Origin of the sequence: Dokdonella fugitiva (assembly GCF_004342425.1) — a bacterium.
Classification (GTDB): Bacteria; Pseudomonadota; Gammaproteobacteria; order Xanthomonadales; family Rhodanobacteraceae; genus Dokdonella_A; species Dokdonella_A fugitiva.
Genome location: NZ_SLWQ01000001.1, coordinates 234305 through 259375 on the forward strand (window position 1 = coordinate 234305; position 25071 = coordinate 259375).

Here is a 25071-nt window from a genome sequence, read left to right on the forward strand (position 1 = left end):
GCCGCCTTTGCCCGCACCACCCCGCCGCCGCTGGTCGCGACGCCTTGCCCGCTGGCTGCTGTTCGCCGCCCTGGCCTGGTTCGCCGGCAGCGTGCTGCTGGTGTTGCTGCTGCGCTTCGTGCCACCGCCGCTGTCGGCGGTGATGGCGGCGGACTGGCTCGAGGCGAAGGCCTCGGGCGACCGGACGTTCGTGCTGCGCCATCGCTGGACGCCGTGGGAACGCGTTTCGCCCGCGCTGCCGATCGCGCTCGTCGCGGCCGAGGACCAGCGCTTCCCGCTCCACCACGGTTTCGACTTCGAGGCGATCCAGCGTGCGCTCGAGGAAGCCGACGACGGCGAACGGCTGCGTGGCGCGAGCACGATCAGCCAGCAGGTGGCGAAGAACCTGTTCCTGTGGAATGGGCGCAGCTTCGTGCGCAAGGGGTTCGAGGCCTACTTCACCGTGCTGCTGGAAACGCTGTGGCCGAAGCGGCGCATCCTCGAGGTGTACCTCAACATCGCCGAGTTCGGCCACGGCATCTACGGCGTCGGCGCCGCGAGCGAACGGTTCTTCCACGCCACGCCCGACCGCCTCGACGCGCGCCAGTCCGCGCTGCTCGCCGCCGTATTGCCCAACCCTGCACGCTTCCACGTCGACAAACCGAGCCCGTACGTGCTGCGGCGCGCGGCCTGGATCCAGCGCCAGGCGAACCAGCTGGGCGGCGCCGCCTACCTCCCACGCTGAACGCGGTCGTCATCCCGGCGCGCGCGGAGTCCGCTAGCATTCTGTCATTCGCATCCTGCGCCGGATCCGCCATGCCCAAGCTCACCGTCGTCGTGCCCGCCTACAACGAGAGCGAAGGCCTGCGCGAGTTCCACGCACGCCTCGCCGCGGTGCTCGATCGCCTCGACCTCGACACGGAAGTGCTCTACGTCGACGACGGCAGCCGCGACGACACCTGGGCGGTGATGTGCGCGCTGCGCGACGCGGACGCACGCGTGTCGACGCTCAGGCTGTCGCGCAACTTCGGCAAGGAACTCGCGCTGACCGCCGGGCTCGACCACGTCGACGCGGACGCCGCGGTGGTGATCGACGCCGACCTGCAGGACCCGCCGGAATTGATACCGACCTTCGTCCGGCACTGGCGCGAAGGCTACGACGTCGTCTACGGCACGCGTGCCTCGCGCGCGGGCGAGACCGGCTTCAAGAAGATGACCGCGTCGGGCTTCTACCGCGTGATGGAACGCCTGTCGTCGACGCCGATCCCGCGCGACACCGGCGACTTCCGCCTCATCTCGCGCCGCGCGCTCGCCGCGCTCGGCCAGGTGCGTGAACGGCAGCGCTTCATGAAAGGCCTCTTCACCTGGGTCGGCTTCCGCCAGGTCGCGGTCGTCTACCATCGCGATCCGCGCCATGCGGGCGAGACCAAGTGGAACTACTGGAAGCTCTGGAACTTCGCCATCGACGGCATCACCTCGTTCTCCAGCGCGCCGCTCAAGCTCGCCACCTACATCGGCCTCGCCGCCTCGCTCGTCGCATTCGGGTTCGCGCTGTGGGTGCTCGGCAAGGCGCTGCTGTTCGGCGACCCGGTGCGCGGCTATCCCTCCCTGATGGTCGTCGTGCTTTTCCTGGGCGGCCTGCAGCTCATGGCGCTTGGCGTGATCGGCGAATATCTCGGACGTCTATACGTCGAATCCAAGCAGCGCCCGCTGTACCTCGTGGACGAGTATCATCCGTCGGTTGGCTGACGTCCCGATCAGCCTGCGGGGAGAGAGCTCGATGAGGAAGGGGTACGCGTGGCTCGGCGCCGCGGTCGGCGTCCTGGGCCTGTATGTGGGCTACGTCCAGCTGGCCGAACGCGAGCGGCCGATGTTCTTCCACGGCGAGTCGGAGGAACGCGAGGAAGGCCGTTCGCCCAGTGAGGGCGACTACTGGGCGATCCGCGTCGGCTATGGCGGCGACGCGCAGCACCTTCGTTTCGAACCAGCCTGGCTGCTCGCCTCGGCGCGCCAGGACAAGGCGATCGCGAGCGGCGTGCCGGCCGGCAAGAAGACCTATCGACCGTCCGCGGACAAGGCCGTCGCGCTCGACCCCGATGCATTCACCCTGCTCGGTCCGCAGCCGCTCACCGGTGAGGGCTTCGGCGCGGACCGCGCCGCCGGCCGCACCAACGTCATCGTCAGCGATCCGGACAACCCGGCAGTCGCCTGGCTCGGCTCGGACGGCGGCGGCGTGTGGAAGACCACCAATTGCTGCACCGCCGACACCACCTGGGAGGTCAAGACCGACTTCCCCGAGATCGCGAGCATGGCGATCGGCGACATCACGATGGATCCGTCCAACCACGACGTGCTCTACGCGGGCACGGGCGACCTGCGTTACGGCTCGATGTCGTTCGGCGCCGCGGGCGTGCTCAAGAGCACCGATCGCGGCGAGACGTGGCAGTTGCTCGGCGCCGACGTGTTCAATCCCGTCTACGGCCCTTCCGCCGGCAGCTTCCCGCAGTACCAGGCGATCGGCAAGGTCGTGGTCGACCCGAACGACTCGGACAACGTCATCGTCGGCACCAAGACCGGCCTGTATTTCTCCAATGACGCGGGCAACAACTGGACTGGCCCGTGCTACACCAACGCATTCACGAGCGGCGCCGGCGAACAGCGCCAGGACATGACCGGCCTGCTCGCGGTGAATCGCAGCGGCACGACCTACCTCTACGCCGCGGTCGGCACGCGCGGCAACGCGACGCCGGTGCAGCCGAACCTCAACAAGAACGGTGCGAATGGCGTCTACCGCGCGACGATGCCCGCCAGTGGATGCCCCGCCGTCGGCGACTGGACGCTGCTCGCGAACGGTTTTCCCGCCGGCACCGGCAACGGCACGCCGAACACGAGCCGCGGGCGCCTCGAACTCGCGGTCGCGCCGAGCGATCCGCTCACGCTCTACGCGATGTTCTCCAACGTCAGCAGCAGCGGCATCCTGGGCATTTACAAGACGACCGACGGCGGCGACACCTGGAGCCAGGTCTCGACGCCGAGCGGCGCCGGCACGCAGATGTGGTACGACGCCGGCCTCAAGGTGTCGCCGACCGACCCCAACGTGCTGTTCGTGAATGCGGTCGACCTGTTCCGTTCGACCAACGGCGGCAGCTCGTACGTGAACCTCACGCAGGCCTACGGCGGCGGCCCGGTGCATCCGGACAACCACGCCACCGCGATCGTCGGCAACGACGCCAACCACGTGCTCAACGGCAACGACGGCGGCATCTACTACGTCGACAACGCGCTGACCGCGACGAGCGCGTTCAACGCGAACTGGACCGACCTCAACAAGCAGCTGCCGACGATCGAGATCTACCACGGCGACATCACCGCGAATTTCGCCACCTCGGCGAACGCGGGCGCGACCGCCGGCTTCCAGGACAACGGCAGCGCCTCGGTCGTGTTCTCCGGTACGCCCGGGCCCGCCGCGTGGGAAGCGACCAACGGCGGCGACGGCATCGTCTCGCGCATCGAGCCGGTGCTCGGCCAGTACTGGTACACGTCGATCTACTACGCGGCGCTGTACGTGAGCACGACCGGTCCGTTCGGCAACCAACAATCCATCTCGGGCAACTGGGGCAGCGACCGCGCGAGCTTCTTCACGCCGTTCGACCTCTATCGCTACGGCGAGCTCGATGCGCCGGGCAGCGCGTGCACGAGCGCGGCCGGCTGCAAGCACATCATCCTCGGCACGCAGCGCGTGTGGGAATCGCTCAGCGGCGGCGTGCCGTCGAGCTCGTGGACCGCGAAGACCGGCGACCTGACCAAGAACAACCTCATCGTCGGCAGCGACAACCGCTCCTACATCAACCAGATCCACTACTCGGTCAGCGATCCCACCGTCGCGATGGCGGGCACCAACGACGGCAACGTGCAGTACGTGTTCGGCCTCGGCGCCGCAGGCGCGGCGACCGCGGTCAACGTCACCGGCGGCAACGCGGTTCTGCCGAACCGGCCGATCCTCGATGTCGCCACCGATCCGCACAATCCGCTGGTCGGCTACGCCGCGGTCGGCGGCTTCGCCGCCAACACCGCGGCGACGCCGGGCCATGTGTTCCGCGTCACCTGCACGGCCCAGTGCGCGAGCTTCACCTGGGCCGACAAGAGCGGCAACCTGCCGGACATCCCGGCCAACGCGGTGATCGTCAACCCGCACAACGCGAACCAGGTCTTCGTCGGCATGGACTGGGGCCTCTACTACACCGACGACATCAGCGCCGCGACGCCGGTGTGGCAGCGTTTCGAAGGCCTGCCGCACGTGATGGTGTGGAGCCTCAACATCGACCGCGGCTTCACGACGCTCGCGGCGTTCACGCGCTCGCGCGGCGCCTGGGCATGGCCGTTGCCGAGCACCGGCGGTGGCGCCGACCTCTCGGTCACGATCACGCCGCCGGCGGTGGTGCAGCCGGGCCTGCAGCAGCGTTACACGGTCTCGGTGACCAACAACGGTCCCGACGACGCGGCCGACGTGCAGCTCGACAGCCCGATGCCGGCCGGCATCTCGTTCCACCACAACAGCGGCGACTGCACGACCGGTTATCCGTGCGCATTCCCGGCGATCCCGGCCGGCCAGACACGCACGGTGACGACCGACGTCTGCGTGTCGCGCGGCTACGTCGCGCCCGATCCGGTGTCCTTCAGCGCGAGCGCGAATGCGGCGACGGGCGATCCCACGTCGACGAACAACAGCGCGAGCGCGACCGCTCCGCTCGTGACGTCGCCGTTCGCCGACGGCTTCGACTGCGGCTGACGCAGGTCCTCGTGCCGGCATCGCCCGATGCCGGCACGTGTTGCGCGGCGGCAAGCAGCCGCCGCGCGCCGGCGCTACACTCGCGATCGCGGCGGCGACGCCGCGCTCGAGCGGAGGCGCACATGCTCCAGGTCAAGCATCTCCTCGCCGACAAGGGCAGCCGCATCTACACCGTCGGCCCCGACGAACCCGTGCTCGCAGCGATCCGCACCATGGCCGACCGGCACATCGGTGCACTGCTCGTCATGCGCGCCGACGAGCTCGTCGGCATCGTTTCCGAGCGCGACTACGCGCGCAAGGTGATCCTCAAGGGGCGCTCGTCGAACGACACGCCCGTGCGCGACATCATGACCTCGCCGGTGATCACGGTGAACCCTGCCGACACGGTCGAAACCTGCATGCGCCTGTGCACCGACAGCCGCGTGCGCCACCTGCCGGTCGTCGAAGGCGCGAAGGTCGTCGGCGTGGTGTCGATCGGCGACCTCGTCAAGGCCATGATCAGCGAACAGGGCGCGCAGATCGAGCAGTTGCAGCGCTATATCGCCGGCTGAGCGGAGGGCGCCCGCTACGCGGTTGCGCCCGGCTGGTTCTCCGGTCGGGCGGCGTCGAATTCCGGCAGCGCGAGGCAGCGCTCATTGATCGCGGCGATCGTCGGGTACGGCGCGAGGTCGACGCCGAAGCGCTTCGCGTTGTAGACCTGCGGCACGAGGCACGCATCGGCGAGCCCCGGCGCGTCACCATGGCAGAATTCGCCCGTCGCCGCGTCGTCGACGAGGATCGCCTCGAACGCGCGGAAACCGAGCTCGATCCAGTGTTTCATCCAGCGCTCGCGCGCGGCCGCGTCGGCGCCGAGTTCGCGCTCGAGGTACTGCATCACGCGCAGGTTGTTGAGCGGATGCACGTCGCAGGCGATCAGTTGCGCGAGACCGCGCACATGGGCGCGATCGCGCGGCATCGCCGGCAGCAGCGGGCGGTCCTGGTTCACGTCCTCGAGGTACTCGATGATCGCCATCGACTGGCGGATCACGCGCTGGCCGTCGACCAGCACCGGCACGGCTTCCTGCGGATTGATCTCGCGGTAGGCGGGTGAATGCTGCTCGCCGCCGTTGTCGACGAGGTGCACCGCCCGCGTCGCGTAGGCGAGCCCCTTGAGGTTCAGGGCGATGCGCACGCGATAGCACGCGCTCGAACGCCAGTAGTCGTACAGCAGGAGATCCGTATGGTTCGACATGCCCGCCCCCTTGCAGTCGATGCCTGCGTCAGCCGCGCGGCTCCTGCCGCGTGACCGTCTGCTCGATCGCGCCGAAGATGCTGCGACCCGCACCATCGGTTACCTCGATGCGTACCGTATCACCGAACTTGAGGAATGGCGTGCTCGGCTTGCCGTCGCGCAGGGTTTCGACCGTGCGCTGCTCGGCGAGGCAGGAAGCGCCCTTGCCGGTATCCTCGTTGGCGATCGTGCCGGAACCGACGATCGTGCCGGCGACGAGCGGGCGCGTTTTCGCCGCGTGCGCGACGAGGTCGGCGAAACTGAATTGCATGTCCACGCCCGTTTCGGCTTCACCGAACCAGCGGCCGTTGATCCAGGTGCGCATCGGCAGGTGCAGCTTCTCGCCCTGCCAGGCGTCGCCGAGTTCGTCCGGCGTGACCAACACCGGCGACAGCGCCGAGCGCGGCTTGGACTGCAGGAAGCCGAAGCCCTTGGCGAGTTCGGCCGGGATCAGCCCGCGCAACGAGACGTCGTTGACGAGCCCGACGAGCTGGATGTGCGCGGCCGCGGTCGCCGGCTCGGCGCCCATCGGCACGTCGTCGGTGACGACGACGACTTCCGCCTCGAGGTCGATGCCCCATTCCTCGCTCGAGGCGAGGATCGGGTCGCGCGGCCCGTAGAAGCCCGCACTCGTCGCCTGGTACATCAGCGGGTCGACGTAGAAGCTCTCGGGCACCTCGGCGCCGCGTGCGCGCCGCACGCGCTCGACGTGCGGCAGGTAGGCCGAGCCGTCGACGAATTCGTAGGCGCGCGGCAGCGGCGCCGCGAGCTGCGCCATGTCGAGCGCGAAAGCACCGGCGGCGGTGCCGGCTTCCAGCCCCGCCGCGAGCGCGTTGAGGCGGGGCGCGGTGTTCGACCAGTCGTCGAGCGCGGCCTGCAGCGTGGGCGCGATCGCGTCCGCGCGTACGGCGCGCGACAGGTCGCGACTGACGACGACGAGCGTGCCGTCGCGACCGCCTTCCTTGAGGGATCCGAGTTTCATGGTTCTGACCGTTCCGAAATTGACTGGGATGCAGGACCGGGCGCACGCGCGCGCGCCGGCGTAAGTATTCCATGCCACGCACCTGCTCGCGTGCACCATCCGCGATGCAGCGGATCCACGCGCGCCACGGCGCAGGCGCGCGCGGTGCCTGCGCTCACGGCGCGCGGAAGTGCTTCTTCAGGCCGCGCCAGCACGCCTGGTAGTCGCGCTGCCGGTGTGCCGCGGCGAGCGCCTGCGCGGTCGGCCGGATCACCGCGCGCGTCTCGAACATGAAGGCCATCGTGTCCTTGATGTAGTCGGGTTTCGACGTGTCGGCCGCGCTCGCCTTCTCGAACGTGGCCGCGTCCGGCCCGTGGCCGGTGAAGCTGTTGTGCAGCGAGCAGCCGCCCGGCGCGAAGCCTTCCGCCTTCGCGTCGTAGGCGCCGTGGATGAGGCCCATGAACTCGCTCGCGACGTTGCGATGGAACCACGGCGGGCGGAACGTGTCCTGCATCGCGAGGATGCGCGGCGGGAAGATCACGAAATCCATGTTGCTGACGCCTTCGTGTTCGCCGGGCGAATGCAGCACGAGGAAGATCGAGGGATCGGGATGGTCGTAGCTGATCGAGCCGAGCGTGTTGTGCCGGCGCAGGTCGTACTTGTACGGAACGTAGTTGCCGTGCCAGCCGACCACGTCGATCGGCGAATGATCGATCGGCGCGCGCCAGAGATGGCCCTGGAATTTCGCGACGAGTTCGAACTCGCCCTCGACGTCCTCGTACGCCGCCTGTGGCGCGAGGAAGTCGCGCGGGTTGGCGAGCCCGTTGCTGCCGATCGGACCGAGGTCGGGGAGCTTGAGCAGCGCGCCGAAGTTCTCGCAGACATAGCCGCGCGCGGCACCATCGGGCAACGCCACGCGGAAGCGCACGCCGCGCGGGATGACGAGGATCTCGTTCGGCACGACGTCGAGGACGCCGAGTTCGGTCTCGACGTGCAGGCCGCCCTGCTGCGGCACGATCAGCAGCTCGCCGTCGGCGTCATGGAACCAGCGCCCCTGCATGTCGCGATTGGCCGCGTACAGGTGGATGCCGACGCCGTGTTGCGCGGCGGGCGAGCCGTTCCCCGCCATCGTGAACAGCCCTTCGACGAAATCGATCGGTTGCTGCGGTAGCGGCAGCGGACTCCAGCGCAGCTGGTCCGGCGTGACCGGCCCGTCGCCGAAATCGTTGTGGAAGCCCGGCTGCTCGAACGGCACGAACGGCCCGTGCATCGCCGCGGGCCGGATGCGATAGAGCCAGCTGCGCCGGTTCGCATGGCGGGGCGCGGTGAACGCGGTGCCGGACAGTTGTTCCGCATAGAGCCCATGCGCGACGCGCTGCGGCGAATTGCGTCCGACCGGCAAGGTGCCGGCGATCGCCTCGCTCGCGAACTCGTTGCCGAAACCGGATTGGTAGCCGTTGCCTGCGATCGTCATGGCCCGCCTTCTTCGTTCTTGAGCCCTCTCTCACGACGGGAGAGGGGCTCGGTTCGTCACAGCACGCCGCGCTTCATCTGGTCGCGCTCGATCGACTCGAACAGCGCCTGGAAGTTGCCTTCGCCGAAGCCCTCGTTGCCCTTGCGCTGGATGATCTCGAAGAAGATCGGGCCGATCGCGTTCTGCGTGAAGATCTGCAGCAGCTTGCGCTGCTTGGTTTCCGGGTCGGCGTCGATGAGAATCTTGTTCTTCGCCAGCCGCGGCACGTCCTCGCCGTGGTTCGGGATGCGGATGTCGATGACCTCGAAATACGTGTCGGGCGTGTCGAGGAACTCGACGCCGGCCGCGCGCATCTTCTCGACCGTTTCGTAGATGTCGTCGGTGAAGCAGGCGATGTGCTGGATGCCCTCGCCGTGGTAGGCGTCGAGGTACTCGTTGATCTGCGACTTCGGATCGCTCGATTCGTTGAGCGGGATGCGCACGATGCCGTCAGGCGCGGTCATCGCCTTCGACACGAGGCCGGTCTTCGCGCCCTTGATGTCGAAGTAGCGGATCTCGCGGAAGTTGAACAGGCGCTCGTAGTAGTCCGACCACTTCTGCATGTTGCCGAAGTACAGGTTGTGCGTGAGGTGGTCGATGAACGTGAGGCCGAAGCCCTTCGGGTTCATGTCCGCGCCTTCGATCGCGACGAAGTCGTTCGCGTAAGCGTCGCCGTCGCGCGGCACGAGGTAGAGCATGCAGTCGCCGATGCCCTTGACCACCGGCACGTCGATCGCGCGCGACGCGGCCTTGTGTGCGATGCGCTCGCCGCCATTGGCGATCACAGCCTGCTCGACTTCCGCCACGGGCTTCCTGAAGCGGATCGCGAAGCCGCACGCGCACGGGCCGTGCTGCGCGGCGAAGTCGGCGGCGAAGGAATCGGGGTCCTCGTTGACGAGGAAGTTGACGCCGTTCTGGCGATACACCGTGATCGCGCGCGAACGGTGCTTCAGCACGGCGGAAAAGCCCATGCGCCCGAACAGCGCATGCAGCTCCGCGCCGCGGCCGGCCGGCGCGGCGAATTCGACGAACTCGAAGCCGTCGATGCCCATCGGGTTGTCGAACGTCGTGACTTGCATGCCGAGGTTGGGTTGGGCGTTCATGGCGGCCTCCGGTACTGAGACGTGCTAAGATAGTTTCATCTGAAACTTGATTCAAGCGGCACCGCCACATGGCCGACCATGCCCCGCTCGAGCTCGAGCGCTTCCTGCCGTACCGCCTGTCGATCCTCTCCAACCGGGTCAGCCAGGCGATCGCGCGCGAGTACCAGGACCGCTTCGATCTGTCGATGACGGAATGGCGCGTGATGGCCGTGCTCGCGCGCTATGACGGCGAGGGGCTGTCGGCGAGCGAAGTCGCCGCGCGCACGGAGATGGACAAGGTCGCGGTGAGCCGCGCGCTCACGCGCCTCGTCGAGGCCAGGCGCGTGTCACGGCGCGCGCACGACGGCGACAAGCGCCGTTCGGTGTTGCGCCTGAGCGCGGCGGGCTGGAAGGTGCACGACACGGTCGCCCCGCTCGCCCGCGCCCACGAGCGCTCGATGCTCGCCCAGCTGAGCGCCGACGAGCAGCGCGCGCTGCTGGCGATCCTCGACAAGCTCGCACCGGTGTAAAGCAGCCGGGAAGGGTGAATCGGGAATTGTCGAGAGCAATCCGCTCTTCGGATCCCTGATTCCCTGCCGCTACTTCACCCCGTGCATGAGCTTCTGGATCAAGGGCGCGATCAAGAACAACACGACGCCGCCGATCAACAGGATCCAGAAGCCGCTCGTGTAGGCTGCGTGTGCCGAGGCCACGGTCATGCCGCCCTCGCCACTGGCCTCCGCAGCGAACAGGCCGGACAGGTTGTTGCCGATGCCCGTGGACAGGAACCAGCCGCCCATGCCGAAACCGACCAGACGCACCGGCGCCAGCTTGGTGGTCATCGACAAGCCGATCGGCGACAGGCACAACTCGCCGACCGACTGGATCCAGTACACCGCGAACAGGGTCCAGAACGGGATCTTGCCGGTGTCCGGCGCGACCAGCGACGACAATGCGTACACCAGCAGCAGGAAGGCCAGGCCGTTGAAGATGATGCCGAGGCCGAATTTGCGCGGGATCGACGGATTCGCCTTGCCCATCTTCACCCAGATCCACGCCACGATCGGGGCCAGTGTGATGATGGCCACCGAGTTCACCGACTGGAACCACGCGTTCGGGAACGTGGCCTCCCCGGCCAGCGCCTGGAACAGGCCGTGCATGCCGATGTCGCGGTTCACGATCTGGTCGGCGAGGAAGGTGAAGCTGCTGCCAGCCTGTTCGAAGAAGCACCAGAACAGCACGTTGAACAGGAAGATCAGCAGCATCGCGATGGCCTTGTCGCGCGCCACCCGACCCTCCTTGAAGCCTTCGACCAGAATCAGCACGCACAGCGCCAGGAACATCGGTGTCAGCACGTACCACTGCAGCTGGCTGGCATCGATGGTCAACAGGAAATAGAACGCCGGGATCGCGCACAACGCGCCGATGGCGACCGCCAGGATGCGGCCCAGGCCTTCATGCCCGACCTGCGGCATGCCGATGCCCTTGAGTTGGCCGCGACCGAACCAGAACCACAGGAAGCTGAGCAGCATTCCCACGCCGGATGCGATGAACACGACCTTGTATGCCGGCATCGATTCGATGCCGAAAACCTTCTTCGCGAGGATCTGGGTAACGATCGGCGCGACGAACGCGCCGCAGTTGATGCCCATGTAGAAGATGGTGAAGCCGGAATCCCTACGTTCGTCGCCCTGCGCGTACAGCTTGCCGACGAGCGTGGAGATGATCGGCTTGAACATGCCGTTGCCCACGATAACCGTGGCCAGACCCAGCTTGAACACCTGCTCGTTGGGGATCGCGATCATGAACAGGCCCGCGGCCATGATCACTGCGCCTACCATGATGGAGCGCTGGTAGCCAAGGATCTTGTCGGCGACGTAGCCGCCGAAGATCGCACCCGCGTACACCAGCGCGAGGTAGGCGCCGTACAGCTTGCCGGCCGGCGCCTGGCCTTCACCGGATCCGTCGTAGAACTGTGCCACAACGTACAGTGCCAGCGCCCAGCGGATCCCGTAGAACGCGAAGCGCTCCCAGAATTCGGTCATGAACAGCATCCACAACGGCGCCGGATGGCCGAGGCGCTGCGGGAAGCTCGGGGGCGCGGCAGGCGCGCCGGGGCTGGCGGTGGACATGGATTCCCCTCGGAGTGACGTATCGCGAACGTGTAACCGCTGGCGCCCGCCGCGTCAAACCGCAGCGCAGCGGGATTGGCCGAGGCCAGGCGCGCCGGCCTCCATTTGATGGCGGATCGACGGCCGCGGGCAGCGATCCGGCGCCGGCCCGATTCAGCCCGACCCTCGCGCCCCGGCGCCGGCTCAGGCCGCGCCGATCTCGGTGCGCACGTCGACGAGTTCGGGGAAGAACGTGAGGTCGAGCGCCTTCTTGAGGAACGCGACACCGGACGAGCCGCCCGTGCCGCGGCGGAAGCCGATGATGCGTTCGACCGTCTTCATGTGGCGGAAGCGCCACAGCTGGAAGGCTTCCTCGATGTCGACGAGCTGCTCGCACAGGTGGTACTCGGGCCAGAAGTCGCGCGCCCGCTCGTAGATGCGCTTGAACACCGGCACGAGTTCCGGCGTGCGCTCGTGCGGGCGGCTGAAGTCGCGCTCGAGGCACGCCGCGGGCACCGCGTGGCCGCGCCGCGCGAGGAAGCGCAGTACTTCGTCGTACAGGCTCGGCTCGACCAGCGCGCGGCGCAGTTCGGACTGGGCCGCCGGGTCGTGGTCGAACACCTTGAGCATGCCCGCGTTCTTGTTGCCGAGCAGGAACTCGATCGTGCGGTACTGCTGCGACTGGAAGCCCGAGGCGGGACCGAGCACGTGGCGGAACTCGAGGTACTCCGACGGTGTCAGCGTCTCCAGCACGCCCCACTGCGCGAACAGCTGCTGCTGCACCTGCTTCACCCGGGCGAGCACCTTGAGCGTCGCGTTCACGTCGCCCTCGCGCAGGCGTGCGATCGCCGCGCGCAGCTCGTGGATCATCAGCTTCATCCACAGCTCGGCGACCTGGTGCTGCACGATGAACAGCATTTCGTCGTGGTGCGGCGGGTCGCTGAGCGGCTTCTGCGCCGACAGCAGCACGGGCAGCTGCAGGTAGCCGCCATACGTCGTGCGGTCACGCAGGTCGAGTTCGATGCCTTGTTCGAGCGGGCGCAGGTTATGCAGATCGTTCATCGCGACGCCGTATTCCCGGGAGCTGGCCAGTGTAACCCGCATCGACGATGCTGCGCCGGGCCTTGCGGGAGCGGTGGCCTCTTGCTTACTGTTCCGCTCCCGTCGCCGCGGCCGCACACCGGCCCATCCGGCACCGTATTCCGAGCGCATTCGCGCCGTGCGACACCGCAACGGAGGCTGTCTTGTCCATCGCCGCCACCTTCGAGATCGAATTCCTGCAATACCTCGACGCGGACGGCAAGCTCGTCCGCGACGACCTGCCCGCGATCGCACGCGACATCCGCCAGCTGGTCGAGCTGTACAAGGAAATGCTGTTCGTGCGCGTGTTCGACGCCAAGGCGGTCGCGCTGCAGCGCACCGGCAAGCTCGGCACCTACGCATCGTGCCTCGGCCATGAAGCCGCCCATGTCGCGATCGGCAGCGCGATGCAGGAGGACGACGTGTTCGCGCCGATGTACCGCGAATACGGCGCGCAATTCCATCGCGGCGTGAAGCCGCGCGAGGTATTGCTGTACTGGGGCGGCGACGAGCGCGGCAGTGACTTCTCCGGGCCCGCGCACGATTTCGCCTGGTGCGTGCCGATCGCGACGCAGTGCCTGCACGCGGCCGGCTCCGCGCTCGCCTTCAAGGTGCGCAAGGAGCCACGCGTCGCGGTCACCGTCGTCGGCGACGGCGGTTCGTCGAAGGGCGACTTCTACGGCGCGATCAACGTCGCCGGCGCGATGCAGCTGCCGCTCGTCGCGGTCATCGTCAACAACCAGTGGGCGATCTCGGTACCGCGCACGATGCAGACCGGCGCGAAGACGCTCGCGCAGAAGGGCATCGCCGCCGGCCTCGAATGCCTGCAGGTCGACGGCAACGACCTCATCGCGATGCGCGCGGCGATGGACCATGCGATCAAGCGCGCGCGCCACGGCCACGGCGGCATGGTCATCGAGGCGGTCACCTATCGCCTGTCCGACCACACGACCGCCGACGACGCGCGCCGCTACCGTCCCGACGACGAGGTGAAGGCCGCGTGGGCGCGCGAGCCGCTCAAGCGCATGAAGGCGTACCTCATGTCGCTCAACGCGTGGACCGAGAAGGAAGACGAGGACTGGAAGGCCGAGTGCGCGACCAGGGTCGATGCCGAGGTCAATGCCTATCTCGAGACGAAGTCGCAACCTACGGCGGCGATGTTCGACTACACCTGGGGAGAGCTGCCGGCGGACCTCGTCGCGCAGCGCGCCGAAGCGCTCGCCGCGGACAAGGCCGCGCACTGAGTATTGGCGTGGGGGCGGCTTCAGCCGCGATGCCCGGCTTCCGGCGCATCGCACGGAAGGCCATCGCGGCTGAAGCCGCTCCCACCGAATCGACGCACCGACAACGGATCAGCGGAATGGCACAGATCACCCTCATCGAAGCCGTCACCCAGGCGCTCGCCCACGAGATGAAGTCCGACCCGAGCGTGGTCGTGCTCGGCGAGGACGTCGGCGTCAACGGCGGCGTGTTCCGCGCGACGGTCGGCCTGCAGGACAAGTTCGGCGCCGAGCGCGTGATCGACACGCCGCTCGACGAACTGACCATCGCCGGCCTCACCGTCGGCCTCGCCGCACAGGGCATGAAGCCGGTCGCCGAGGCGCAGTTCGAAGGCTTCATCTACCCGATGATGGAGCACATCGCCTGCCACGCGGCGCGCCTGCGCACGCGCACGCGCGGGCGCATGACCTGCCCGGCGGTGTTCCGCGCGCCGTGGGGCGGCGGCATCCGCGCGCCCGAACACCATTCGGAAGCGAACGAACACCTGTTCACGAACATCCCGGGCATCCGCGTCGTGCTGCCGTCCTCGCCGGGTCGCGCCTACGGCCTGCTGCTCGCCGCGATCCGCGACCCCGACCCGGTGGTGTTCCTCGAACCCAAGCGCATCTACCGCCAGTACAAGGAAGAAGTCGCCGACGACGGCGAGGCGCTGCCGCTCGACGTCTGCTTCGTCCTGCGCGACGGCAGCGACGTCACCCTCGTGACCTGGGGCGCGCAGGTGAAGGAGACGCTCGAAGCCGCCGACGCCCTCGCGAACGAAGGCATCAGCGCCGAAGTCATCGATGTCGCGACGCTCAAGCCGCTCGACTTCGACACGATCCACGAGTCGGTGCGCAAGACCGGCCGCTGCGTGATCGTGCACGAGGCGCCGCGCACCGCGGGCTTCGGCGCGGAAATCGCTGCCCGCCTTGCCGAGCATGCGATGTACGACCTCGTCGCGCCGGTCGAACGCGTGACCGGCTACGACACGCACATCCCGCTGTACCGCCTCGAGATGAAGTACCTGCCGAGCGTCGAGCGCATCGTCGCCGCGGCCAAGCGCACGCTCGCCGCGAGCTGAGCGACCCGGAGCCGACGATGACCACGATCGCGAACGTCCTCGTCGGCCTCGTCGCGCTGCTGCACCTGTACTTTCTCGTGCTCGAAATGTTCCTCTGGACCACGTCGACCGGCCGGCGCGCATTCGCGACGACGGCCGAGTTCGCACAGGCGTCGAAGACGCTCGCGGCGAACCAGGGGCTCTACAACGGCTTCCTCGCCGCCGGCCTCGTCTGGGGCCTCGTCGAGGGTGCGTCGGGCTTCCACATCAAGCTGTTCTTCCTTTCCTGCGTGATCGTCGCCGGCCTCTACGGCGCGTGGACGGTCAGCCGCAAGATCCTCTACGTGCAGGCGCTGCCGGCGATCGCCGCGCTCGTACTGCTGCATTTCCACTGACGGCGCCGGCGGCGCCAGACAGGACGACACTGCAATGGCCGACATCAAGACGTTCCATCTTCCCGACCTCGGCGAAGGCCTGCCCGACGCGACCATCGTCGAATGGCTCGTGAAGGTCGGCGGCACCGTGCGGCTCGACGAGCCGATGGTGTCGATGGAAACCGCGAAAGCGGTGGTGGAAGTGCCATCGCCGTTTTCCGGCAAGCTCGTCAAGGTGCACGGCGACAGCGGCGACGTGATCGCGACCGGCGCCGCGCTGGCCGAGTTCGAACTCGATCCGAACATGCCGCAGCGCGCTGAGGCGGAATCGACCGGTCACCACCATGGACCGCCGAAAGCCGCGGCCACGCCCGGCAAGGGCGTCGGCGCCGAAGCGCCCGACCACAAGGGCGTGGTCGCCTCCGACGAAGGCGGCGAGATCGCGAGCGGTGGCAAGGCGCCGCGCGCCGACGAAGGCACCGTCGTCGGCGCGATGCAGTCGAGCGACCGCGTGCACGCCGAGCAGGCGACGAGCATCGGCGGCGTGAAGGCCGTGCCCGCGGTGCGTGCGCTCGCGAAGAAGCTCGGCGTCGACCTCGCGCGCGTGTCGCCGAGCGGTGCGGGTGGCGTGGTCACGCTGCAGGACGTGAAATCCGCGGCCGCCGCGGGCACGGCAAGAATCGGCGCTGCCCCCGCGGGAGCGGCTTCGGCCGCGATCGGCAGGCAGGCTCCGGCAAGCATCGCGGCTGAAGCCGCTCCCGCGGCGCAGCGCACGACGCTCTCGGCAGCGGGCAAGCCGATGCGCACGACGCCACCGACGGTCGCCGCGACCGGCCAGCCGGAACAGCTCAAGGGCGTGCGCCGCAACATGGCGCGCGTGATGGCCGCCGCCCACGCCGCGGTCGTGCCGACCACGCTCAGCGACGACGCCGACATCCACGCCTGGCTGCCCGGCAACGACATCACCGTGCGCCTCGTGCGCGCGATCGTGCGCGCCGCGAAGATGGTGCCGGCGCTCAACGCGTGGTTCGACGGCGACAACCTCACGCGCACGCTGCATCCGCACGTCGACATCGGCATCGCGGTCGACACCGACGACGGACTGTTCGTGCCTGCGCTGCGCAACGCCGACATGCTCGACGCCGCCGGCGTGCGCGCCGCAGTGAACCGCCTGCGCGCGCAGGTCGAGGACCGCAGCATCCCGCCGTCGGAGCTCGCCGGCTACACGATCTCGCTGTCGAACTTCGGCGTGTTCGCCGGGCGCTACGCGACGCCGGTGGTGGTGCCGCCGTGCGTCGCGATCGTCGCCGCGGGCAAGGGCCGCCACCAGATGACGCCGGTCATGGGCGGCTTCGAATCGCACCGCGTGATCCCGTTGTCGCTGACCTTCGACCACCGCGCCGCGACCGGCGGCGAGGCTGCGCGCTTCCTCAAGGCGATGCTCGACGACCTCGCGCTCGCGCAGTGACGCGATGAAAGCGAACACGACGCGCGCGGCGGTCGAGCACGCCTATCCGGGCCTGGTCGCGGCCGCGGAAGCGGCGATGGCGCGCGCGCACGCGCCACATTCGCATTTCCGCGTCGGTGCCGCGCTGCAGTTCGACGACGGCCGCGGCGAGCGCTTCGTGCCCGGGTGCAACGTCGAATCCGACGTCTACGGCCTCACCATCTGCGCCGAGCGCAACGCGGTGTTCGCGGCCGTTGCTCAGGGGCGCGGCCATCCGTCGGCGATCGCGGTGATCGCCGACACCGATGAGCCGGTCGCTCCGTGCGGGGCCTGTCGCCAGTGGCTGCACGAGTGCGATGTCGAGCGGCGCCTGCGCGTGTTCCTGCTCACGCGTCGCAGCGACGCCGTGCGCGAATGCGGCACCGACGACCTGTTGCCGGAAGCGTTCGCGCTCGACGCCGAGGAACGCGCCGCGCGCAATCCCTGGCGCTGACCCTGCTCCGGCGCCGTCGCACCCTGCCCCGGGAGTCCGGTATGCACCACAGCCGCCTCAGCAACATCGTGATCGACTGCGAAGTCGACGATCTCGCGGCCGCCGCCGAATTCTGGAGCCGCGCGCTCGGCAAGCCGATCGTCACGACCGACCAGGACGGCGACGGCAAGTACGCCGAACTCGCGACCGCCGCGGACGAGCCGCAGATCCTGCTGCAGAAGGTCGAGCACCCCTCGCGCGTGCATCTGGACATCGAGACCGACGACATCGAGGCCGAGGTGCGCAGGCTCGAGGCACTCGGCGCGCGGCGGGTCACGTTCCGCGAGCGCTGGTGGGTCATGCAGGCGCCGACCGGGCACCGCTTCTGCGTCGTCCGGCGCCAGCGAGAGGCGTTCGGCCCGCACCTCAACGAGTGGCCCGAATAAGCATGTGACACCGGGCGTTCAGCGCGCATACTGCAATCGGGGGCCGCGCCATGTATGATGCGCGCCCCTTGGTTTATCCATGCATCCGTATAGAGGGATATTTGCCGCGATGAGCAACTACCTGTTCACCTCCGAATCGGTTTCCGAAGGCCATCCGGACAAGGTCGCCGACCAGATCTCCGACGCCGTCCTCGACGCGATCCTCGCCCAGGACCAGCGCGCGCGCGTGGCGTGCGAGACGATGGTCAAGACCGGCGTCGCGATCGTCGCGGGCGAAATCACGACCAGCGCATGGATCGACCTCGAGGCGCTCACGCGCAAGGTCATCCTCGACATCGGCTACGACTCGAGCGACGTCGGCTTCGACGGCGCGACCTGCGGCGTGCTGAATCTCATCGGCAAGCAGTCGCCGGACATCAACCAGGGCGTCGACCGCAAGAAGCCGGAAGAACAGGGCGCGGGCGACCAGGGCCTGATGTTCGGCTACGCGACCAACGAGACCGACAGTTTCATGCCGGCGGCGATCCACCTGTCGCATCGCCTCGTCGAGCAGCAGGCGAAGGTGCGCAAGAAGAAGAACTCGCCGCTGCCGTGGCTGCGCCCGGATGCGAAGAGCCAGGTCACGCTGCGCTACGAGAACGGCAAGGCCGTCGCGATCGACGCCGTGGTGCTGTCGACCCAGCACGACCCGTCGATCAAGCAGAAGGACCTGATCGAGGCCGTGCGCGCCTACATCATCGACCCGGTGCTGCCGAAGAAGTGGCTGCACAAGGGCACCAAGTTCCATATCAACCCGACCGGCAAGTTCGTCATCGGCGGCCCGGTCGGCGACTGCGGCCTGACTGGCCGCAAGATCATCGTCGACACCTACGGCGGCTGGGCGCGCCACGGCGGCGGCGCGTTCTCGGGCAAGGATCCGTCCAAGGTCGACCGCTCGGCCGCGTACGCGGCGCGCTACGTCGCCAAGAACATCGTAGCGGCCGGCATTGCCGACCGCTGCGAGGTGCAGGTTTCGTACGCGATCGGCGTCGCCCACCCGACCTCGATCTCGGTGACGACGTTCGGCACCGGCAGGATCCCCGACGAGAAGATCGAGAAGCTCATCCGCAACCACTTCGACCTGCGTCCGTACGGGATCATCAAGATGCTCGACCTCGTGCATCCGATGTACCAGGCGACCGCGAGCTACGGCCACTTCGGCCGCACGCCGTACGAGGTCAAGCACGCGAACGGCAGCAAGTTCACTGCATTCTCGTGGGAGAAGACCGACAAGGCCGACGAGCTCCGCAAGGCCGCCGGCATCAAGTGAACCCGCGCCTTCCCTGCGAGGAAGGGCGCACATGAACGACGGGCCGTGCAAACGGCCCGTCGTTGTTTTTCGCCCCCCGAGTTGCCTTGCTTGCCGCGGCGCCGCCTCAGTTCTCGAAGCCGTACGCGAAGATCACGTCCGTCAACACCGACTCGTCGACGAGCACGAAGATGTCCGACACGCCGTTGTGGTCGCCGGGATCGATGTTGCTCGCACTCGATTCCCAGGCCATCGACAGGCCCGACGCGTTCACGCCGAGCGAGGAACCGGCCGAGTTGTTGCCCGGCTGGCCACCCGTCGTCCCGCTGATCATCTCGGGCGAGCCGGCGCCGGGTACGAACAGGAACACCTGCGGATACGAGCCTGGCCCGACCCAGGCGTAGTTGCAATGGAACACCACGCTGCCGATGTCGGAGACGGCGGACACGGCGCAGCTGTCGTAGGAACTGGAGGGCAGCGCCGGCGGCCGCGGGATCGGGATCGTCACGCCGGCCTGGCGGTCGCGCAGGTAGAGGCCGCTGTTGCTCGTCTCGCTCGCGCCGTCGGCATAGCCGAGGCCGCCGTAACCGCGGGTCTGGAAACTGACGAAGCGCCCGCTCGGCGAGATCGCGGGCCGGTACACGAACGCACTCGAGCCGTTGGCGGCCGACGTGCTGCGGCTGATCAGTTCGGTCGTGTTCGACTGCAGGTCGCGCACGTACGCCTGCCCGCTCGACGCGCCGGCCACCATCGCGCTGCCGCAGAGCATCGAGAGATGGCGTCCACTGGCGGACAGTGCATGCGGCTCGAGCGAGCAGGTGCCGCCCGAGGCGCTGCCGTTGGCCGTGACCGAGGCCATCTTCACCTGCCCGGTCACCATGTCCTTGACGTAGATTTCGCCGGAGCTGCCCGCGGGAGCCGACGCGCCGTCGGGCTGGTCCGCCGCGCCGGTCATGGCCGCGACGGTCTGGAACGCGACGTAGCGCCCATCCGCCGAGATCGACACGGTGTTGTCCTCGGTGCCGGTGTCCGGGGCCTGGCCGTCCGCCGTGGCGCTGGCCAATGCCAGTTCGCCGCTCTGGCGATCCTTGCGCAGCACCTGCCAGTTCGGCCCGAACGCGGAATTGAGGGTGAGGAAGGCGACATAGCGCCCGTCACCCGACACCGCCGGGGATGCGCCGCGGAACACGGTGCCGCCGAGCGCCGAAACCGCCTCGACCACGCCCGTGTCGAGATCGACGGCGATCGCGCGCGTGCCGTTGTAGGTGTCGCCGACCCAGTTGTTCGCATTGCTCTCGAACACCACGGTGCGGCCGCCCGCGGAGACATCGACGGACCTGGACAGGCCATTGGCCTCGAGGCCCGGGCCCGGCACGAGGCGGGCGTAGATGAAGTCGGCGTGCGCGGGACTGGCCGCCGCGGCGATCCCGCAGGCGATGAGCGCACGAGCCGGCATGCGCAGGGACGATGAGGCGTTCATTCGGGACTCCGGATGGTGGTACGCCATCCACTACGCGGTTTCGCAGCCGATCCCCGAACGTGCGCGGCACCGCGCCTTCACGCACCGCGGCGAGTCCGGTAGCCTCCCCGAGGTCCGCCGCTTCGATGCGGCGAAGCCCTACCCCGTACCGAGCCCCTATCCGCCATGCCGCCCAACCCGTCCAAATGCGCCTTGCGCGCCATCCTCCTGCTCGCTTTCGCCGTCGCGTGGCCGATCGCACCCGCACTTGCCGGGCGGGTCGAGCCTCCGGTCGAACTGCTCTACGCCCCCGGCAACCTGCTCGTCGCCGGCAAGGTCGTCGAGATCGACGAGCGCGCCGGGCGCCTCGTCTTCGAACGCAAGGACGTGCTCGGCAAGGGGCGCGTGCCCGACCAGGTCGACGTGCGCGCGTCCGCCGCCGCCCTCGCCCGCGTGAAGCCCGGCGGCCGCTACATCTTCGGCTACTCGCTCGCCCGCGCGGATGCACGCGATCCATTGCGCACGGTCGCCGACCCGCGCGGCCCCGTGCTGCTCACGAGCATCGGCCTCGACCCTGCGTTGTTCGACGACACGCCGCTGGTGCGTTCGATCCTCAAGGCCGGGCGCAGCGAGCACGGCCGCGAGTCGCGCCGCTTCTTCGACCTGCTCATGCGCGGCCTGGCCAGCAACGACGCCTCGCTGCAGTACCTGGCCGCGGGGGAGATCGCGCTCGAGCGGGAAATCGGCGAGCGGCTCGCCGACGCGCGCGCGCGCGCCCTGGTCGAAAAGGTCGCCCGTGACGCGCATACGCCGGCGAATGTCCGCGCTTCGCTGCTGCAGTCGGCCGCAGCCCGGCCCGGCGATCTCGGCGACTGGTGGCAGGCCGCGGCGATGGACGTAGTGACAACTACGCCTCCAGGCGGATATTCTCGGGCGTCTTCGGAGTCGGCGGAACTCATCCTGCTGGCGCTCGAAGTGCTCGACCAGCATGCGGTCCCGGTCGCCCCCGTCGCACTTGCGCATTGGGTGCGCAGCCCGAGTCCGCCGGTGGCCGAGCGAGCGTGTCTGATGTTGCGCAAGTCCTCCGGCCAAGCCGAGCGCGACGCGATCCGCGACGCGCTGGCCGAGCCGGACCTGCCGGCCCAGACGCGGAAATTCCTGAACGATCATCTGCGCCGCCTCGACGTCATGGACGCGAAATTGAAGGCGCGGAAAGGCGGAGCCGACTGATCGTCATTCCCTGGGCAGGTGACGGCCGCCTGCCGCAGCGGAGAAGCAAAGCGCCGCCATCGTCTTGGGGAGTTGCATCATGGTTCTATCGCGTTTCCTGCCCGCTGCGCTGGGCACGGCCGTGTGCGCCGCTTTCGGCGTCTCGGCTGCGCCCGTGGCGGTGACCACGCCGACCACCAGCGCACCTGAAATCCTTCCGACCGTCATGCACGCCGTGCGCGCCGACATCTCCGCACCGCTGCGCGACATCCTGCGCGCGATGCCGCCGGCCTCGCCGATGGGCACGGAACAGGAGCCGTTCGAGATCCCGAACATCCTGCTCAAGCCGGAAGGCCGCAGCAGCTCGTTCGTTCCCGACTATTCGCGCATGCAGACGCGCGGAACCGGTGTGCCGGCGCCGTCGGTCGACCTCAGCTTCGAGGCGATCAGCTCGACCACGTCCGGCTGCGGCTGCCTGCCACCCGACACCAACGGCGACGTCAGCGACACGCACTTCATCCAGTGGGTGAACTCGTCGTGGCAGGCCTTCGACAAGGTCACCGGCGCGCCCGACCCGAACACGCTGAGCCCGCGTCCGGGCAATTCGTTCTTCGTCGGCTTCGGCGGCAAGTGCGAAACGACCAATTCGGGCGACCCGCTCGCGATCTGGGACCCGCGCGCGCAGCGCTGGGTGATGAGCCAGTTCGTGACGAGCTCGCCGTTCGCGCAGTGCGTCGCCGTGTCGACGACGTCCGACCCGTTCGGCTCCTACGCCCGTTACGAGTTCAACTGGCCGAACTTCGGCGACTACCCGCACATGGGCGTCTGGACCACCGACGACGGCAGCCAGAACTCCTACGTGCTCACGACGCACGAATTCGCCACCAACAACGCGTTCCTCGGCGCGTCGCTGATCGCGCTCGAGCGCGACAAGATGCTCGCCGGCGACCCGACCGCGGCGATGGTGCGCTTCCCTGGCTTCGATGCCTACGGCGTCGAACCGGTCAACCTCATGGGTTCGCTGAACGCGCCGACGAACGCCTGCCCGAGCTTCGTGCACTTCGACTCGGTCTCGAGCGAATACCTGTTCTGGGACCTGTGCCTCAACTGGACCACGCCGGGCAGCTCGACGATCACGCAGAACCCGACGCGCATCCAGGGCGCGCCGTTCGTGCCGTTCTTCGACGACGTGCCGCAGCAGGGTACGGGCAACGGCCTCGATTCGTTCGGCACGCACATCATGTATCGCGCCAACGCACGCGCCTTCCCCGCCGACGCGCCGACGCGCGTCTCGCTGGTCATCAATCACGTCGTGCAGGGTGACGTGCAGCAGGGCGGCATCAACTGGATCCACTTCAGCCTCGACGAGACCAGCCCCAATCCGCCGACGCCGACGGCGCTCGGCCGCCACATCATCGACGAAGGCGTGTACGCGCCCGACAGCCACTCGCGCTGGATGGGCGGCATCGCGATGGACGCGAGCGGCAACATCGGCGTCGGTTACTCGAAGTCGAGTTCCTCGATGCACCCGCAGATCGAGATCACCGGCCGCACGCTCGACGATCCGGCGGGCACGCTGCGCGACGAGTCGAACTGCACCGACACGATCGCCAACGGTTCGCAGACCAGCTCGAGCGCGCGCTGGGGCGACTACTCGTCGATGACCGTCGACCCGGTCGACCAGTGCACGTTCTACTTCACGAGCGAGTACTACCCGACCACCGCGAGCAGCAGCTGGCACACGCGCGTGTGCTCGTTCAAGTTCGACAACTGCGGTGATCCGAACTACGCCCTCGTCGCCGAGACGCCCAAGCGCGTCGAGATCTGCGAAGCGACCGCCAGCGGGGACCCGAGCTGGGGCCTGCGCGTAGGCGTGCTCAACGGCTTCAGCGGCCCGGTGAACCTCGCTGCGAGCGGCCTGCCCTCCGGCGCGACCGCGCAGTTCTCGGCGAACCCGGTGAACGCGCCGGGTACCAGCGCGCTGACTCTCGTCGGCGGCTCGGCCCTGCCGTCCGGTGAATACGACTTCAGCGTCGATGCGACAGGCGGCTCGCTCTCGCGCAGCATCGCGCTCGAGCTCGGCGTCTCCAGTACTGCGCCGGCGCCGGTCACCCTGGTCCTGCCGGCCGACACGGCGTCCGGTGTCAAGGTGCGCCCGCTGCTCAGCTGGGGCACGATCGACGCGAACGACCGCATCTTCGCCGACGGCCTCGACGGTGTCGCGCCGCCGCCGGTCATCGTGCCGACCAACGCGCTGCAGTACCTCGTGGAAGTCGCGAGCGACCCGTCGTTCAGCAACATCGTCGCGAGCGCGACCGTGACAGGCACGACCTGGACCGTCGACACCACGCTGGCGAACACGACCACGTACTACTGGCGCGTCACGCCGAGCAACTACTGCGGCCCGAGCACCCCGTCGGCGACGTTCTCGTTCACGACCGGCATCCCGGGCACCTGCCCGGCCGGCACGACCGCGTCGACGGTCTACGAGGAGAACTTCGATGCGGGCGCCGGCGGCTGGACGCCGGGCGGTACCGGTGGCACGGCCTGGACGCAGGGCGCGGCTCCGGCCGGCACAGGCTTCACGACCCCGGTCTGGAAGGTGCCGAACAACACCGTGAACAGTGACCGCACGCTGACCTCGCCGGCGATCCCGCTGCCGGCCGGTGCGCAGGCGATCATCCTGTCGTACGACGCGTACCACAAGTCGGAGCAGGATCCGCCGAGCGGCTGCTGGGACAGCTCCTCGCTCGAGGCGAGCACGAACGGCACGACGTTCGACTACCTCGACGCGAGCCGCATGTTCACCGACCCGTACAACGGCACGTCCTCGCCGGGCGCGCCGCTGGCCGGTCGCCTGAGCTGGTGCTTCCCGGGTCCGGCCGGTACGTCGGCGCCGTCGCATGCGGTGGTCGATCTCGACAGCTTCGCCGGCCAGTCGATCAACCTGCGCTTCCGCATGGTGACCGACTCGAACACCGCGGCGGGTGCGCCGAACGGCCTGGTGATCGACAACGTGAAGGTCGAAGCGTGCCAGTAAGCGGCATCGCCTGACCTCGTTCCGGGAAACGGGCCGCCTCGCGCGGCCCGTTTCTTTTTCCGGTCCGCCAATGGCGCACGTCGCGCCGCCGCCACGCCGGCTTCGCGTCGCCGTCGGGCAGCCGGGCCGATGTATCTCTTTATCCGGAACGAGCGATATAATCCCGCCCTGCCTTCTGCCGAGGGGCGCTGCAGCGGGTTTCCCGCGACGCTCGGCGGGCATGCATCCCAT

General features: G+C 68.5%; 21 protein-coding genes. 14 read left to right on the forward strand and 7 right to left on the reverse strand.

Annotated elements, in window-relative coordinates; genetic code table 11:
• The first annotated feature begins 7 nt into the window (after positions 1-7).
• The 4 genes from mtgA to EV148_RS00955 all read left to right on the forward strand — a co-directional run bounded on the left by mtgA (position 8) and on the right by EV148_RS00955 (position 5319).
• Complete coding sequence (gene mtgA, locus EV148_RS00940; protein WP_131992104.1) at positions 8-724, forward strand: monofunctional biosynthetic peptidoglycan transglycosylase; 717 nt, start codon at positions 8-10, stop codon at positions 722-724.
• A gap of 71 nt (positions 725-795) precedes the next feature.
• Positions 796-1728: a glycosyltransferase family 2 protein gene (locus EV148_RS00945; protein ID WP_131992107.1), complete on the forward strand. Its 933-nt coding sequence runs from the start codon at positions 796-798 to the stop codon at positions 1726-1728.
• 31 nt (positions 1729-1759) lie between these two features.
• Positions 1760-4768 (forward strand): DUF11 domain-containing protein, encoded by a 3009-nt coding sequence (locus EV148_RS00950; protein ID WP_131992110.1) that lies wholly within the window; start codon positions 1760-1762, stop codon positions 4766-4768.
• Between the two features lie 122 nt (positions 4769-4890).
• Complete coding sequence (locus EV148_RS00955; protein ID WP_131992113.1) at positions 4891-5319, forward strand: CBS domain-containing protein; 429 nt, start codon at positions 4891-4893, stop codon at positions 5317-5319.
• A 14-nt stretch (positions 5320-5333) separates the two neighbouring features.
• Here the strand turns inward: EV148_RS00955 and maiA are convergent, their stop codons facing one another.
• The 4 genes from maiA to hppD all read right to left on the reverse strand — a co-directional run bounded on the left by maiA (position 5334) and on the right by hppD (position 9615).
• Entirely contained in the window at positions 5334-5999 is a 666-nt protein-coding gene (maiA, locus tag EV148_RS00960) for a maleylacetoacetate isomerase (RefSeq protein WP_131992116.1), read from the reverse strand.
• Positions 6000-6027: 28 nt separating this feature from the next.
• Positions 6028-7020 (reverse strand): fumarylacetoacetate hydrolase family protein, encoded by a 993-nt coding sequence (locus tag EV148_RS00965; RefSeq protein ID WP_131992119.1) that lies wholly within the window; start codon positions 7018-7020, stop codon positions 6028-6030.
• Positions 7021-7174: 154 nt separating this feature from the next.
• Positions 7175-8473 carry a homogentisate 1,2-dioxygenase gene (hmgA, locus tag EV148_RS00970; RefSeq protein WP_131992122.1) on the reverse strand — a complete coding sequence of 433 codons (1299 nt, stop codon included), beginning with the start codon at positions 8471-8473 and terminating at the stop codon, positions 7175-7177.
• A 56-nt stretch (positions 8474-8529) separates the two neighbouring features.
• Entirely contained in the window at positions 8530-9615 is a 1086-nt protein-coding gene (gene hppD / locus EV148_RS00975) for a 4-hydroxyphenylpyruvate dioxygenase (RefSeq protein ID WP_131992125.1), read from the reverse strand.
• A 68-nt stretch (positions 9616-9683) separates the two neighbouring features.
• Here hppD and EV148_RS00980 point away from each other — a divergent pair, with 68 nt between their 5' ends.
• A complete protein-coding gene (locus EV148_RS00980; protein ID WP_131992128.1) occupies positions 9684-10124 on the forward strand; it encodes a MarR family winged helix-turn-helix transcriptional regulator in 441 nt (146 codons plus the stop codon).
• A gap of 69 nt (positions 10125-10193) precedes the next feature.
• Here the strand turns inward: EV148_RS00980 and EV148_RS00985 are convergent, their stop codons facing one another.
• Together EV148_RS00985 and EV148_RS00990 are read right to left on the reverse strand one after the other, a co-directional pair.
• On the reverse strand, positions 10194-11726 hold the full coding sequence (locus EV148_RS00985; RefSeq protein WP_131992132.1) for a peptide MFS transporter: 1533 nt from the start codon (positions 11724-11726) through the stop codon (positions 10194-10196).
• 183 nt (positions 11727-11909) lie between these two features.
• On the reverse strand, positions 11910-12767 hold the full coding sequence (locus tag EV148_RS00990; RefSeq protein ID WP_131992135.1) for a tryptophan 2,3-dioxygenase: 858 nt from the start codon (positions 12765-12767) through the stop codon (positions 11910-11912).
• A gap of 182 nt (positions 12768-12949) precedes the next feature.
• Between EV148_RS00990 and pdhA the strand changes: the two genes are divergently transcribed.
• The 7 genes from pdhA to metK all read left to right on the forward strand — a co-directional run bounded on the left by pdhA (position 12950) and on the right by metK (position 19153).
• On the forward strand, positions 12950-14029 hold the full coding sequence (pdhA, locus tag EV148_RS00995) for a pyruvate dehydrogenase (acetyl-transferring) E1 component subunit alpha (RefSeq protein WP_131992138.1): 1080 nt from the start codon (positions 12950-12952) through the stop codon (positions 14027-14029).
• Positions 14030-14145: 116 nt separating this feature from the next.
• The gene (locus EV148_RS01000; RefSeq protein ID WP_131992141.1) at positions 14146-15126 is read left to right on the forward strand and encodes an alpha-ketoacid dehydrogenase subunit beta; all 981 of its coding nucleotides are present in this window, start codon (positions 14146-14148) and stop codon (positions 15124-15126) included.
• A gap of 17 nt (positions 15127-15143) precedes the next feature.
• Positions 15144-15500 (forward strand): DUF1304 domain-containing protein, encoded by a 357-nt coding sequence (locus tag EV148_RS01005; RefSeq protein ID WP_131992144.1) that lies wholly within the window; start codon positions 15144-15146, stop codon positions 15498-15500.
• A gap of 34 nt (positions 15501-15534) precedes the next feature.
• Positions 15535-16947 carry a dihydrolipoamide acetyltransferase family protein gene (locus EV148_RS01010; RefSeq protein WP_131992147.1) on the forward strand — a complete coding sequence of 471 codons (1413 nt, stop codon included), beginning with the start codon at positions 15535-15537 and terminating at the stop codon, positions 16945-16947.
• Positions 16948-16951: 4 nt separating this feature from the next.
• Complete coding sequence (locus tag EV148_RS01015; RefSeq protein ID WP_131992150.1) at positions 16952-17419, forward strand: cytidine deaminase; 468 nt, start codon at positions 16952-16954, stop codon at positions 17417-17419.
• 41 nt (positions 17420-17460) lie between these two features.
• On the forward strand, positions 17461-17844 hold the full coding sequence (locus EV148_RS01020; protein ID WP_131992153.1) for a VOC family protein: 384 nt from the start codon (positions 17461-17463) through the stop codon (positions 17842-17844).
• 109 nt (positions 17845-17953) lie between these two features.
• Positions 17954-19153 (forward strand): methionine adenosyltransferase, encoded by a 1200-nt coding sequence (gene metK / locus EV148_RS01025; protein WP_131992156.1) that lies wholly within the window; start codon positions 17954-17956, stop codon positions 19151-19153.
• 106 nt (positions 19154-19259) lie between these two features.
• Here metK and EV148_RS01030 read toward each other — a convergent pair whose 3' ends face one another.
• The gene (locus EV148_RS01030) at positions 19260-20612 is read right to left on the reverse strand and encodes a TolB family protein (protein WP_131992159.1); all 1353 of its coding nucleotides are present in this window, start codon (positions 20610-20612) and stop codon (positions 19260-19262) included.
• Between the two features lie 192 nt (positions 20613-20804).
• Here EV148_RS01030 and EV148_RS01035 point away from each other — a divergent pair, with 192 nt between their 5' ends.
• Together EV148_RS01035 and EV148_RS01040 are read left to right on the forward strand one after the other, a co-directional pair.
• Positions 20805-21821 carry a hypothetical protein gene (locus EV148_RS01035; RefSeq protein WP_131992162.1) on the forward strand — a complete coding sequence of 339 codons (1017 nt, stop codon included), beginning with the start codon at positions 20805-20807 and terminating at the stop codon, positions 21819-21821.
• 79 nt (positions 21822-21900) lie between these two features.
• Complete coding sequence (locus EV148_RS01040) at positions 21901-24840, forward strand: hypothetical protein (protein WP_131992165.1); 2940 nt, start codon at positions 21901-21903, stop codon at positions 24838-24840.
• Positions 24841-25071 lie beyond the last annotated feature (231 nt).

What these genes read in the sequence shown, in the direction of transcription:
- EV148_RS00945 (WP_131992107.1), top strand. Translation starts at nt 796, where the DNA reads ATGCCCAAGCTCACCGTCGTCGTGCCCGCCTACAACGAGAGCGAAGGC.
- EV148_RS00950 (WP_131992110.1), top strand. Translation starts at nt 1,760, where the DNA reads ATGAGGAAGGGGTACGCGTGGCTCGGCGCCGCGGTCGGCGTCCTGGGC.
- EV148_RS00955 (WP_131992113.1), top strand. Translation starts at nt 4,891, where the DNA reads ATGCTCCAGGTCAAGCATCTCCTCGCCGACAAGGGCAGCCGCATCTAC.
- maiA (WP_131992116.1), bottom strand. Translation starts at nt 5,999, where the DNA reads ATGTCGAACCATACGGATCTCCTGCTGTACGACTACTGGCGTTCGAGC.
- EV148_RS00965 (WP_131992119.1), bottom strand. Translation starts at nt 7,020, where the DNA reads ATGAAACTCGGATCCCTCAAGGAAGGCGGTCGCGACGGCACGCTCGTC.
- hmgA (WP_131992122.1), bottom strand. Translation starts at nt 8,473, where the DNA reads ATGACGATCGCAGGCAACGGCTACCAATCCGGTTTCGGCAACGAGTTC.
- hppD (WP_131992125.1), bottom strand. Translation starts at nt 9,615, where the DNA reads ATGAACGCCCAACCCAACCTCGGCATGCAAGTCACGACGTTCGACAAC.
- EV148_RS00980 (WP_131992128.1), top strand. Translation starts at nt 9,684, where the DNA reads ATGGCCGACCATGCCCCGCTCGAGCTCGAGCGCTTCCTGCCGTACCGC.
- EV148_RS00985 (WP_131992132.1), bottom strand. Translation starts at nt 11,726, where the DNA reads ATGTCCACCGCCAGCCCCGGCGCGCCTGCCGCGCCCCCGAGCTTCCCG.
- EV148_RS00990 (WP_131992135.1), bottom strand. Translation starts at nt 12,767, where the DNA reads ATGAACGATCTGCATAACCTGCGCCCGCTCGAACAAGGCATCGAACTC.
- EV148_RS01000 (WP_131992141.1), top strand. Translation starts at nt 14,146, where the DNA reads ATGGCACAGATCACCCTCATCGAAGCCGTCACCCAGGCGCTCGCCCAC.
- EV148_RS01005 (WP_131992144.1), top strand. Translation starts at nt 15,144, where the DNA reads ATGACCACGATCGCGAACGTCCTCGTCGGCCTCGTCGCGCTGCTGCAC.
- EV148_RS01010 (WP_131992147.1), top strand. Translation starts at nt 15,535, where the DNA reads ATGGCCGACATCAAGACGTTCCATCTTCCCGACCTCGGCGAAGGCCTG.
- EV148_RS01015 (WP_131992150.1), top strand. Translation starts at nt 16,952, where the DNA reads ATGAAAGCGAACACGACGCGCGCGGCGGTCGAGCACGCCTATCCGGGC.
- EV148_RS01020 (WP_131992153.1), top strand. Translation starts at nt 17,461, where the DNA reads ATGCACCACAGCCGCCTCAGCAACATCGTGATCGACTGCGAAGTCGAC.
- metK (WP_131992156.1), top strand. Translation starts at nt 17,954, where the DNA reads ATGAGCAACTACCTGTTCACCTCCGAATCGGTTTCCGAAGGCCATCCG.
- EV148_RS01030 (WP_131992159.1), bottom strand. Translation starts at nt 20,612, where the DNA reads ATGAACGCCTCATCGTCCCTGCGCATGCCGGCTCGTGCGCTCATCGCC.
- EV148_RS01040 (WP_131992165.1), top strand. Translation starts at nt 21,901, where the DNA reads ATGGTTCTATCGCGTTTCCTGCCCGCTGCGCTGGGCACGGCCGTGTGC.